7 protein-coding genes, 2 tRNA genes and 4 rRNA genes are annotated in these 12,543 nt (G+C 44.2%); 1 reads left to right on the top strand and 12 read right to left on the bottom strand.

Annotated features, from left to right (window positions below):
* On the top strand, positions 1 to 1,179 hold the full coding sequence (prpF, locus tag AB1Y31_00310; GenBank protein MEW4981606.1) for a 2-methylaconitate cis-trans isomerase PrpF: 1,179 nt from the start codon (positions 1 to 3) through the stop codon (positions 1,177 to 1,179).
* A 69-nt stretch (positions 1,180 to 1,248) separates the two neighbouring features.
* Here prpF and AB1Y31_00305 read toward each other — a convergent pair whose 3' ends face one another.
* The 12 genes from AB1Y31_00305 to rrf (AB1Y31_00250) form a co-directional block, all read right to left on the bottom strand.
* Complete coding sequence (locus AB1Y31_00305) at positions 1,249 to 1,827, bottom strand: rhodanese-like domain-containing protein (protein MEW4981605.1); 579 nt, start codon at positions 1,825 to 1,827, stop codon at positions 1,249 to 1,251.
* Between the two features lie 20 nt (positions 1,828 to 1,847).
* Complete coding sequence (locus AB1Y31_00300) at positions 1,848 to 2,789, bottom strand: quinoprotein relay system zinc metallohydrolase 1 (protein MEW4981604.1); 942 nt, start codon at positions 2,787 to 2,789, stop codon at positions 1,848 to 1,850.
* Entirely contained in the window at positions 2,786 to 3,514 is a 729-nt protein-coding gene (locus tag AB1Y31_00295) for a quinoprotein dehydrogenase-associated SoxYZ-like carrier (GenBank protein ID MEW4981603.1), read from the bottom strand. Before AB1Y31_00295 ends, AB1Y31_00300 begins: the two co-directional genes overlap by 4 nt.
* A 46-nt stretch (positions 3,515 to 3,560) precedes the next feature.
* Positions 3,561 to 4,100 carry a hypothetical protein gene (locus AB1Y31_00290; GenBank protein MEW4981602.1) on the bottom strand — a complete coding sequence of 180 codons (540 nt, stop codon included), beginning with the start codon at positions 4,098 to 4,100 and terminating at the stop codon, positions 3,561 to 3,563.
* Positions 4,101 to 4,139: 39 nt separating this feature from the next.
* Positions 4,140 to 4,955 carry a transporter substrate-binding domain-containing protein gene (locus AB1Y31_00285; protein MEW4981601.1) on the bottom strand — a complete coding sequence of 272 codons (816 nt, stop codon included), beginning with the start codon at positions 4,953 to 4,955 and terminating at the stop codon, positions 4,140 to 4,142.
* Position 4,956: 1 nt separating this feature from the next.
* Positions 4,957 to 5,370 carry a cytochrome c-550 PedF gene (gene pedF, locus AB1Y31_00280; GenBank protein MEW4981600.1) on the bottom strand — a complete coding sequence of 138 codons (414 nt, stop codon included), beginning with the start codon at positions 5,368 to 5,370 and terminating at the stop codon, positions 4,957 to 4,959.
* A gap of 154 nt (positions 5,371 to 5,524) precedes the next feature.
* A 5S ribosomal RNA gene (gene rrf, locus AB1Y31_00275) occupies positions 5,525 to 5,639 on the bottom strand.
* Positions 5,640 to 5,736: 97 nt separating this feature from the next.
* Positions 5,737 to 8,626: ribosomal RNA gene (locus tag AB1Y31_00270) — 23S ribosomal RNA — on the bottom strand.
* Positions 8,627 to 8,831: 205 nt separating this feature from the next.
* Positions 8,832 to 8,907, bottom strand: a tRNA-Ala gene (locus AB1Y31_00265).
* Positions 8,908 to 8,926: 19 nt separating this feature from the next.
* A tRNA-Ile gene (locus AB1Y31_00260) sits at positions 8,927 to 9,003 on the bottom strand.
* A gap of 58 nt (positions 9,004 to 9,061) precedes the next feature.
* A 16S ribosomal RNA gene (locus tag AB1Y31_00255) occupies positions 9,062 to 10,599 on the bottom strand.
* 1,778 nt (positions 10,600 to 12,377) lie between these two features.
* Positions 12,378 to 12,492, bottom strand: a 5S ribosomal RNA gene (gene rrf, locus AB1Y31_00250).
* The 16S, 23S and 5S rRNA genes sit together here with 2 tRNA genes alongside, the layout of an rRNA operon.
* Positions 12,493 to 12,543 lie beyond the last annotated feature (51 nt).

The following is a 12,543-nucleotide window of genomic DNA, read 5'->3' as shown; positions in this document are numbered from 1 at the left end:
ATGGCATATGTACCTCAAATTAAAATCCCCGCTACCTATATGCGGGGGGGAACCAGCAAAGGCGTCTTCTTCAACCTGACAGATTTACCACAAGTTGCTCAAAGCGCTGGCGCAGCGCGTGATGCGTTATTACTTCGCGTCATCGGCAGCCCAGATCCGTACGCTAAACAAACCGACGGCATGGGTGGCGCGACCTCCAGCACCAGTAAAACGGTTATTTTATCTAAAAGCAGCCAACCTGAGCACGACGTGGATTACCTGTTCGGGCAAGTTGCTATCGACAAAGCCTTTGTAGATTGGAGTGGTAACTGCGGTAACTTAACGGCGGCTGTTGGTTCATTTGCTATCAGCAGTGGCCTCGTTGACCCAAGTCGCGTACCCGACAATGGCATTGCGGTGGTACGTATTTGGCAAGCCAACATTAAAAAAACCATCATCGCCAATGTCCCGATCACTAATGGAGAAGTGCAAGAAACCGGTGATTTTGAACTTGATGGGGTGACCTTCCCTGCCGCTGAAGTTGAAGTTGAATTCATGAGTCCAGTAGATGCCAGTGAAGCCATGTTCCCAACGGGCAATTTGGTTGACGACCTTGAAGTACCCGGTGTCGGCACATTCAAAGCCACCATGATCAACGCGGGCATACCCACGGTATTTCTTAATGCTGCTGAAATCGGATATAACGGCACTGAATTACAAGAAGCTATCAATGGCGATGCCAATGCACTAACGAGGTTTGAAACCATACGTGCCTATGGCGCTATCAAGATGGGTCTTATTCAGTCTGTTGAAGAGGCTGAGGCGCGTCAGCACACACCAAAGGTAGCTTTCGTTAGCGGTACTCAGGAATATACGTCGTCAAGCGGTAAGCAAATCACAAGCACTGATATCGATCTCAATGTACGTGCGCTTTCTATGGGCAAACTACACCACGCAATGATGGGAACTGCTGCCGTTGCGATTGGTACGGCGGCCACAATTCCAGGTACCTTAGTCAATATCGCAGCCGGCGGTGGAGAACGTAGTAACGTCACCTTTGGGCATCCTTCAGGTACTCTAAAAGTTGGCGCTGAGTCTACAGAGGCAGATGGCGAATGGTCGGTCCAAAAAGTAGTCATGAGCCGAAGTGCTCGTGTTCTGATGGAAGGTTCGGTTCGTATTCCAGGCGATTCGTTTTAGTTTCATTTCAGACATAAAAAAAGCCGCCCTTTGGCGGCTTTTTTTATGTTAAATCAGACACCTTAGAGTTCAGTCATTGACCGGCAGATTCACTGGCTCACTGTCTTGCAATCGCCAACCATTATCATTCCAACCATCAACACCCTCTCGAAACCACATAACCTGTGTGTAGCCCCATTCACGCGCCCTTTTGGCTGCGTTCCAAGACATCCAGCAATCTTCAATACAATAAATGACAAGGTCTTTATTTTTTTTAGATGCCGTCAACTTTTCTAGCTGCGTTCGATAGTACTGTTCAACGACAGGCCTTAGCACCTGCTTACCGACATTAGGTAACCAGACGCTACTAGGTATGTTCTTCCGCGGTTCACTCACCAACCAAGCCCCATCAAAGTCTAAAGACTCTTCTCTAAAAATCGCAGCATACACATCAATAAGCACTGGGGCTTCAGCTGAGTTAAGTTGTTTTCTCAAATCATTAACGGAAATTTTTTTTACACCGATCGGTGGTAATTCTGTCGTAGGCGCGTGATATGGCAGACCCCGATAGACTTCCTTATTAATGTTTGGTGAAATATTTTTCGCGCAAGCACTAATAAATATAATGCTAAGAAATAGCAGTAATTTAATTTGAAGGCTATTATTCATTTAAGTGACAACCAGCTAAGTTAATTAACCCGTTTAAAGACCTCACTTTCATACGAGGTAAACAAATGAATAACAGAGCGAGAGAACTCTTGTTTCAGTAAAGCATTTGAATTAAATCTCGCCGGTAGTTTTATCTGCATTGCCTCGTTCATTGAAAAGCCATTTTCTGCTGCATGTTTAAAGCTAGCGTCTAACCAATTCAAATATTCAATCATCTCAGTAAGTGGTTTTTTATCGTGGCTAATCGGCCCGTGCCCAGGCACAAGAACATTAAATGAGAACTTATTAAGTGAATCAATCGACGACCGCCATTTTTTTATATCAGCATGTGGTGTTGTCAAGGTGCGCTTATGGAAAATTAAATCACCTGAAAACAAAACACCCGAGTTATGATCGAAAATAGCCATATCACCATTTGTGTGCCCTGAGTAAGAAAGTATTTCCAATTTATGTTCGCCTATTACAAGAAACCCAGGGTCCAATGTTTTTGTTGGTTCAACCACATGCGTACCTCTCATCCAGTCACCAACCATTAAATATAGGTTATCGGCAAAGCCAGCACCTTCAACTTTTATGCTATTAGCAGTGCTGGAAAGGGCAAGTATAGATGTTCCTTCAAAAGCTTGATTTCCAAGAAAATGATCTGGGTGGTGGTGTGTTAGTAAAACCATATTAATGGGTTGATCCGTTACCGACTTTATTGCCGCCTTCATTTGCTGTCCATAACGAAGTGATGGACCACTATCAATGACAACAACTCCTGCTGATGTAACAATAAACCCTGTATTTACGATATTTCCACCATTTTCAAAGGTAAAATCTTCTGTTTTACCAACAAATACATACGTCGAACCAGCTATCTTTAGCGGTTTAAGTTGATAGTCAAATTTTGAAGCATTGGCACCTAGTGAGAATAAAAGTGTTAATACTAGCCCTGTTAGAGTTTTCTTTAGACTTATCATTTAACAAACTCCGCTTCAAATTCATTTCCGTTATTGTCCTCGCCTCTCATAAATATTGTTGATGCTAGGTTATTGCCCTTGAGGTCAAATCCCAGCACGGGGTTTGCATTAATGGGTTCATAAAGCTTAATATGGGCAAGCTCCTCGCCATCAGCGTTAACAAAATCTAGCTCTTCTATATAAAAGTTAGGAATACCAGATACTAATCCCGTATCCATCGGGTGGTGGATCAAAAATCTAACACGGTTTGAGTCAGTATTTGACCACCTCTTACCATAGGTATCACCGAGGTAATCTGCCCAATTTCCAACAAGACGGCCTGTACTAGCTACAGTGCAGCCGCCACCGGATGAGTTAACCCAAACGCCTCCAATATGCCATATGTCATCGTCCGATAATACCGCAACCCTCACAGGTGATGCCTGTTGAATTTTAAAGCGAAATGACAAAGTAGCCTTAGCCTTTTTAGGATAATACTTTGCAATCAACGGAATTGGGTTAAAGTCTGCAAAAATAACCATTGCTTTGACCCCAGTCAATTTCGTTGCATCCACTGAAATAGGAACATTCATTGGGTCTTCAGCAAAGTCAGGTGCATATATAATCACCCTCTCATCAAACTGTACGGGATAGTCGCTTAAGAACGCCGCATACATATCATTCCACTGTACTGAGCCAAGTGGATCTTTTACTAGAGCTTCTGCGTGGATAATTGAACTGAACATCACACAAACTACTAGAGAAATAATTCGAGTCATCACAATCAACGTATTATTTAATTAAGACACTAGGGTAAACGTAGTTTGACTTATCGGCTTCAAATATTTCATCTTCAGCAAATGGATGTTCGGGGTCATCAGGCTGTGTAGCTAAAATATTCATATCTACTTCGGACACTACACCATTAATATTACTACCAACTTGGGTTAATCGATAATAAATCCCATTCCACATATTAATGCCATATTCTGATGGGTTCTTATGGAGAAAGAGTAAGTCATACGACAGGTCTGTTAAATCACCAGCAACAACGTAACCTTTCTTTTCATACGGATAAGGAACATGACACATAACTTGTTTCTTACCCATAATGCATTGAAATGGCCGCATAGATAAGAATTGGTTCTCAAAAGGCTTATCAATTATTGAGACCGAATACCCAATGTTGTCCATATTTTGCTTAAATTGGATGTCCGCGATATGCGTCAGTTCCCCAGCTGCATTAACTAGGTAAACCTTTTTATTTCCTTCTAACCCATCTGCTTGGAGTAAGCACGACCAAAATATAAACAATAACAATATATACTTCATTTTACCCTCGTTGAGCGTTTAAATGAGTCAAATCACGATTTATGGTTTTGTATAACTGATATTATATTTTTTAAATAAATTAGTTAACTCACCAGATGCTTTTATATCATCGAGAGCCTGATGTAGCCTCAACATCAATTCCTTTCTTCCCTCTTTAACAGCCATTCCTACTGTCCATTGTGCCTGATATGATCTGGGCATAGTGACATTATTAAACACATACTCATCCCGCAAGCCTGAGAGTGCGGCTTCAATCTGGCTCCTAGGCGCTACAACACAGCGTACTTCACCCGCAACCATGGCTTTCACCGCTTCATCTACAGTAGCGTAATGTAAGACATTCTGCCTAAACCTACCACCATGCGCCCCAACTAGGTAAAAATCTGGTAATGTATCGAGCTCGACTCCAATTTTTTTATTAGCAAATAATTTAATTAACGGAATTGAAGCCAGTGAATTATGCCTCGCCGCAACAATTTCTTCCTTAAAATATGCATTACCAATAATGACTCGGTCATTATCTTCAGCAAACCTTTTATGCACCGGAACATGCAACATAACGTCAGCAGTACCACCACCTAAGTAATGTCCTTTCCAGACCGTATTACGCAGGTCATCCTCCATATTCTCATCTGCACCTATAGCCCAAATAACTGGGTCCACGCCCATTTTTCTGGCTAGTAACTTGCCCAGATCAACTTCTATACCTTTTAATTTACCACCATCACGATAAGAAAAAGGTGAATAATTCTTATATACAGCGATACGTAGATAACCCTTTTCTTCAACCTCAGAAAATGAAAAAACCTGCTGAGAGAAAAATCCCAGCAGGCAAATAGAGATAAGGTATTTCATGTTAATCAGCTGGAACAGTTTCAACCCAAGATCTGATTGCCCACATAGCTTCTTGGCTAAAGATACCCTCAAATGCCGGCATATAGGTGATTCCATTTCGTATTGCGCCATTTCTTATACGGTAAATAAACCATTCATCGCCTTCGTCACCTTCATCAAGTTCACGAAGGTCAGGTGAGATGCCGCCAGAAACAGCACCTAAACCATGGCATCGTGCACAATTAGACGTATAACCAGCTTTACCAATTTTAATGGCTTCTTCATTGCCTCGATACGGGTTTGATTCAAGCCATTCTTCACCAAGAGGCTCTAAAGTACTGACATCAATTGGCTGCGGCTGAGCATCACCATGGGCAAATGCCTTACCAGCAATTAACAATAAAGCTATACTTAAAACCAATATATATTTTTTCATTACGGGATTTCCCTCTTATATTTACAAACTAATTATAGGAAAGCAGTCTGAACAATGTATGAACGCCTTCCTCAACCTCCGATAATATTTTAGCATTAAACAAAAAACATGGCGCAAAAAAAACCCGCCAGAAGGCGGGTTTTTTATTGTAAAAGCCTGGCGGTTCCCTACTTTCACATGGCTACTGCCACACTATCATCGGCGCTAAGCGGTTTCACTTCCGAGGTCGGGATGGGATCGGGTGGTACACGCTCGCTATTGCCACCAGGCAAATCGGCATCAGAGAAATATCTCTGCAATAATTTAGAAAGTTGTACATTTATTCATATGTTTGTTATTTACGATAACAACCCTTTTGGGTGTTATATGGTCAAGCCTCACGGGCAATTAGTACACGTTAGCTTCACACATTACTGCGCTTCCACACCGTGCCTATCAACCTTGTAGTCTTCAAGGGCCCTTCAGGATTCTTAAAGAATCAGTGAGAATTAATCTTGGAAGAGGCTTCGCGCTTAGATGCTTTCAGCGCTTATCCCGTCCGAACGTAGCTACCCGGCAATGCCACTGGCGTGACAACCGGAACACCAGAGGTTCGTCCACTTCGGTCCTCTCGTACTAGAAGCAGCTTTCCTCAATTCTCAAACGCCCACGGCAGATAGGGACCGAACTGTCTCACGACGTTCTAAACCCAGCTCGCGTACCACTTTAAATGGCGAACAGCCATACCCTTGGGACCGGCTACAGCCCCAGGATGTGATGAGCCGACATCGAGGTGCCAAACACCGCCGTCGATATGAACTCTTGGGCGGTATCAGCCTGTTATCCCCGGAGTACCTTTTATCCGTTGAGCGATGGCCCTTCCATACAGAACCACCGGATCACTATGACCTACTTTCGTACCTGCTCGATGTGTCTATCTCGCAGTCAAGCACCCTTATGCCATTGCACTAAGCGGACGATTTCCGACCGTCCTTAGGGTACCTTCGTGCTCCTCCGTTACTCTTTGGGAGGAGACCGCCCCAGTCAAACTACCCACCATACACTGTCCCCGATCCGGATAACGGACCTGGGTTAGAACTCCAAACATACCAGGGTGGTATTTCAAGGGTGACTCCACGAAAACTAGCGTTCTCGCTTCAAAGTCTCCCACCTATCCTACACAAATAGGTTCAAAGTTCAGTGCAAAGCTATAGTAAAGGTTCACGGGGTCTTTCCGTCTAGCCGCGGGTACACTGCATCTTAACAGCAATTTCAATTTCACTGAGTCTCTGGTGGAGACAGTGTGGCCGTCGTTACGCCATTCGTGCAGGTCGGAACTTACCCGACAAGGAATTTCGCTACCTTAGGACCGTTATAGTTACGGCCGCCGTTTACCGGGGCTTCGATCAAGAGCTTCTCCGAAGATAACCCCATCAATTAACCTTCCGGCACCGGGCAGGCGTCACACCCTATACTTCCTCTTACGAGTTTGCAGAGTGCTATGTTTTTAGTAAACAGTCGCAGCCACCATTTTATTGCAACCCTCTTGAGCTTATGGAGCAAGTCCAATCACCTAGAGGGCGTACCTTCTCCCGAAGTTACGGTACCATTTTGCCTAGTTCCTTCACCAGAGTTCTCTCAAGCGCCTTAGAATTCTCATCCCACCCACCTGTGTCGGTTTGGGGTACGGACGCTTATAACCTGAAGCTTAGAAGATTTTCTTGGAAGCATGGCATCAATCACTCCGGACTCCGTAGAGTCCTCGACATCACATCTCAGGTTTAATGTACTCCCGGATTTACCTAAGAATACGCCCTACATGCTTAAACATACATATCCAACAGTATGCTGATCTAGCCTTCTCCGTCTCTCCATCGCAGTTACAAGCGGTACAGGAATATTAACCTGTTGTCCATCGACTACGCCTTTCGGCCTCGCCTTAGGTTCCGACTAACCCTGCGCTGATTAGCATTGCGCAGGAAACCTTGGGTTTTCGGCGTGGGAGTTTTTCACTCCCATTATCGTTACTCATGTCAGCATTCGCACTTCTGATACCTCCAGCAAACCTCTCGATTCACCTTCGCAGGCTTACAGAACGCTCCTCTACCATGCGTATAAATACGCATCCGTAGCTTCGGTATGATACTTAAGCCCCGATAAATCTTCCGCGCAAACCGACTTGACCAGTGAGCTATTACGCTTTCTTTAAAGGATGGCTGCTTCTAAGCCAACCTCCTGGCTGTCTGTGCCTTTTCACATCGTTTTCCACTGAGTATCATTTTGGGACCTTAGCTGACGGTCTGGGCTGTTTCCCTTTCCACAACGGACCTTATCACCCGCCGTGTGTCTCCCGCAATTGCACTTGTTGGTATTCGGAGTTTGCAACGGGTTGGTAAGTCGGGATGACCCCCTAGCCGTAACAGTGCTCTACCCCCAACAGTGATATGCGAGGCTCTACCTAAATAGATTTCGAGGAGAACCAGCTATCTCCGGGCTTGTTTAGCCTTTCACTCCGATCCACAGCTCATCCCCTCATTTTTCAACATAAGTGGGTTCGGGCCTCCAGTAGGTTTTACCCCACCTTCACCCTGGCCATGGATAGATCGCCCGGTTTCGGGTCTACTCCCAGCGACTAATTCGCCCTATTAAGACTCGGTTTCCCTACGCCTCCCCTAACGGTTAAGCTTGCCACTGAAAGTAAGTCGCTGACCCATTATACAAAAGGTACGCAGTCACATAACAAGTATGCTCCCACTGCTTGTATGCATACGGTTTCAGGATCTATTTCACTCCCCTAACAGGGGTTCTTTTCGCCTTTCCCTCACGGTACTGGTTCACTATCGGTCGACAAGTAGTATTTAGCCTTGGAGGATGGTCCCCCCATTTTCAATCAGGATATCACGTGTCCCGACCTACTCGATTTCACTCTAAATGCACTTTCGTGTACGGGGCTATCACCCACTATGGCCAAACTTTCCAGAATGTTCCACTAACACAAATAGAGCTTAAGGGCTGGTCCCCGTTCGCTCGCCGCTACTAAGGGAATCTCGGTTGATTTCTTTTCCTCTGGGTACTTAGATGTTTCAGTTCCCCAGGTTCGCTCCTTATACCTATGTATTCAGTATAAGGTGACCATTAAAAATGGCCGGGTTTCCCCATTCGGAAATCTTCGGATCAAAGGTTGTTTGCTACCTCCCCGAAGCTTATCGCAAGCTACAACGTCCTTCATCGCCTCTTGTCGCCTAGGCATCCACCGTATGCACTTATTCACTTGACCATATAACCCCAAAAAGGCTATAGATCCGCAAATAACTATCTATATGAATATCTAAGCCATATTAAACATGCGATATCACGTCTAATATGTCTTATATAACGCTAGCAACTAGGTGCTATCGTTACATGTACAACTTTCTAAATTGTTAAAGAGCTATCAACACTAATGTCAATTCAATAAACCCTCGTTAGAAGACTTATTGAATTGGTGGAGCCAGACGGGATCGAACCGTCGACCCCCTGCTTGCAAAGCAGGTGCTCTCCCAGCTGAGCTATGGCCCCAATCATAGTATTACGAGCGTGGTGGGTCTGGGTGGATTTGAACCACCGACCTCACCCTTATCAGGGGTGCGCTCTAACCAACTGAGCTACAGACCCTAGCTCGGGTGTCTATCAAGTAATTTGTGTGAACACTTATGCAATGTTTATGTCATAGAAAGGAGGTGATCCAGCCCCAGGTTCCCCTAGGGCTACCTTGTTACGACTTCACCCCAGTCATGAATCACAAAGTGGTGAGCGGCCTCCCGAAGGTTAGCCTACCCACTTCTTTTGCAACCCACTCCCATGGTGTGACGGGCGGTGTGTACAAGGCCCGGGAACGAATTCACCGCGGCATTCTGATCCGCGATTACTAGCGATTCCAGCTTCATGCAGTCGAGTTGCAGACTGCAATCCGGACTAGGACCGGCTTTAAGGGATTGGCTTACTCTCGCGAGTTCGCAGCCCTCTGTACCGGCCATTGTAGCACGTGTGTAGCCCTACCCATAAGGGCCATGATGACTTGACGTCGTCCCCACCTTCCTCCGGTTTATCACCGGCAGTCTCCTTAGAGTGCCCAACTAAATGGTAGCAACTAAGGATAAGGGTTGCGCTCGTTACGGGACTTAACCCAACATCTCACGACACGAGCTGACGACAGCCATGCAGCACCTGTATCAGAGTTCCCGAAGGCACCAATCCATCTCTGGAAAGTTCTCTGTATGTCAAGGGTAGGTAAGGTTCTTCGCGTTGCATCGAATTAAACCACATGCTCCACCGCTTGTGCGGGCCCCCGTCAATTCATTTGAGTTTTAGCCTTGCGGCCGTACTCCCCAGGCGGTCAACTTATTGCGTTAGCTGCACCACTAAGCGGAAACCCGCCCAACAGTTAGTTGACATCGTTTACGGCGTGGACTACCGGGGTATCTAATCCCGTTTGCTACCCACGCTTTCGCACCTCAGCGTCAGTGTTGGTCCAGAGAGCCGCCTTCGCCACTGGTGTTCCTTCAGATATCTACGCATTTCACCGCTACACCTGAAATTCCACTCTCCTCTACCACACTCTAGTTAAACAGTTTCAAATGCAGTTCCCAGGTTGAGCCCGGGGCTTTCACATCTGACTTATCTAACCGCCTACGCGCGCTTTACGCCCAGTAATTCCGATTAACGCTTGCACCCTCCGTATTACCGCGGCTGCTGGCACGGAGTTAGCCGGTGCTTCTTCTGTAGGTAACGTCAGGGTAAGCAGTTATTAACTACTTACTTTTCCTCCCTACTGAAAGTGCTTTACAACCCTAAGGCCTTCTTCACACACGCGGCATTGCTGCATCAGACTTTCGTCCATTGTGCAATATTCCCCACTGCTGCCTCCCGTAGGAGTCTGGGCCGTGTCTCAGTCCCAGTGTGGCTGATCATCCTCTCAAACCAGCTACGGATCGTCGCCTTGGTGAGCCATTACCTCACCAACTAGCTAATCCGACATAGGCTCATCTAATAGTGCAAGGCCCGAAGGTCCCCTGCTTTGCCCCGTAGGGATTATGCGGTATTAGCCTGGTTTTCACCAGGTTGTCCCCCGCTACTAGGTAGATTCCTATGCATTACTCACCCGTCCGCCACTCGACGCCTGCTAGCAAGCTAGCATCGTTTCCGTTCGACTTGCATGTGTTAGGCATGCCGCCAGCGTTCAATCTGAGCCATGATCAAACTCTTCAGTTTATATTTTTCGACCTCTTAAAAGGAGGTCTAGATCTTGCTCAATATAGAATTAAACGTTTATTACTTAAATTTAAAACTTAAGTGCGTCCAACCTATATTGATTATTTTTTAATATAACTTAAACAATCAACACAAGTGTCCACACAAATTACTTGATAAATTTTTAAAGAGCTGGTTCAAACTTCGTCTGAACCGAGCCAGCTATTATAATCAGATTCTTGCTAAAAGCAAACTTTTATTTAACTTTATCAGCTTAAATAAACATCGATTTGTTACCGACTCACCCTCTCGCCTTGTAGCAATAATTCGCTGCTTGGCCAGAAGAGATGCGTATTATAGGGACAATATCTTTACCGTCAAACGTTATCTCAACCTTTCATCCATTTATTTCCTAAGCTATTGTTATCCTTGAATACTTTCTTTTGCCTGCTACAACTTAACACTAAACAAGACATGTATTAGTCAAATAATCTTACCGATATTTACATACATTAATTTTAAAATGTTACGAGTTCAAAAGGATTCAATAACAAATAGTAACTTTTGCGCCGTACTAACGCTATCGATATGCAAACCTGATGTTTCTTTACACTTACTTCAACAATGAAATTGTTGATTATACCTACAGGTGCGACATCGGTTTCATGCTAAAAAAAAAACACATATCGATCTGAATTTCTAAATATAGTTCAAAATTCATCACACCTTAATATCAATATATTCAGGTGATCTAAAAAAGCTTAGTTAGACTAAGGAATAGTGAAATAAATAAGGCCACCACCTCCTCATCTTAGAAGATCACCAATCTAAGTTTCTTCAATATAGGATGAACTAAAACACCTAATATTTTACACAAGTAGCACGCTCAATAATTAAAGTGGATCATGGTACGTATTATTGTCAAATACGAAACATATCGTTAACATCAGTAATCAACTTAACGCAACTGATGTAGAGGTATGTATTGAATCCAAGAAATCCCGCCCAAGTTAATAGAAACCTTTTTGCCGGAAAATATCCGCTTCAAAGAATACAAACGTATTTGTGACAACACCAAATACACATGATTAATCAGGTGTTGAGAAAGCGCATATCAAAGTAAGAAGCCTGCTAGATCATCAGGTTCAGTCTGACACAGTCAATTCACACCTTGATTGTGATATCCATCTATGTCATGACTGGGTTTAGTTGACTTGAATATTTTATTTGTGCTTACAATAATTTACCGCTTGACCGATATCAAATAAACAAATGCGAATTAGAAAAAACATCATTGGCTCATACCATTAATAGATACCAACTGAAAACGAGACAATTACTACTTCAGTCTGGCCAAGTGGTTACGGCATTCTGCAACCATATTGTCTAATTATCTGCGGAGACTAAGCACAATGTAGGACATCAGTTACCCTGATAATTGTTGAAGTATCCTGTTTTGAACATTCAAAATCAAAGCGACTTAAGTATTTACGGTTCATCAATTATTATTCAGCGGTCAGTACCGCGAAAATCACATGACATTTAATAAATGTCTTAAGATGCCTGTACAGCGTGCATCAAGAAGCACTGAATTAAGCAAACTGACTTAAATTATAGCGAAGAAATTTAACTACTGCTCCTTCACAAAGCCCCATCCCCAACAAGATCACTGTTAGTCTATATACTATCCAGCACACGAAATATAATAAGTAAGAATTCGTAATTATCAAACAAGTAGCATTAAACAAAAAACATGGCGCAAAAAAAACCCGCCAGAAGGCGGGTTTTTTATTGTAAAAGCCTGGCGGTTCCCTACTTTCACATGGCTACTGCCACACTATCATCGGCGCTAAGCGGTTTCACTTCCGAGGTCGGGATGGGATCGGGTGGTACACGCTCGCTATTGCCACCAGGCAAATCGGCATCAGAGAAATATCTCTGCAATAATTTAGAAAGTTGTACATT

It is taken from the genome of Cycloclasticus sp. (assembly GCA_040743155.1).
Taxonomy (GTDB): Bacteria; Pseudomonadota; Gammaproteobacteria; order Methylococcales; family Cycloclasticaceae; genus Cycloclasticus.
This window is presented reverse-complemented; position numbering and strand designations above follow the sequence as displayed.

Coding starts and splice junctions, on each gene's coding strand:
- prpF (MEW4981606.1), top strand. CDS start 1: ATGGCATATGTACCTCAAATTAAAATCCCCGCTACCTATATGCGGGGG.
- AB1Y31_00305 (MEW4981605.1), bottom strand. CDS start 1,827: ATGAATAATAGCCTTCAAATTAAATTACTGCTATTTCTTAGCATTATA.
- AB1Y31_00300 (MEW4981604.1), bottom strand. CDS start 2,789: ATGATAAGTCTAAAGAAAACTCTAACAGGGCTAGTATTAACACTTTTA.
- AB1Y31_00295 (MEW4981603.1), bottom strand. CDS start 3,514: ATGTTCAGTTCAATTATCCACGCAGAAGCTCTAGTAAAAGATCCACTT.
- AB1Y31_00290 (MEW4981602.1), bottom strand. CDS start 4,100: ATGAAGTATATATTGTTATTGTTTATATTTTGGTCGTGCTTACTCCAA.
- AB1Y31_00285 (MEW4981601.1), bottom strand. CDS start 4,955: ATGAAATACCTTATCTCTATTTGCCTGCTGGGATTTTTCTCTCAGCAG.
- pedF (MEW4981600.1), bottom strand. CDS start 5,370: ATGAAAAAATATATATTGGTTTTAAGTATAGCTTTATTGTTAATTGCT.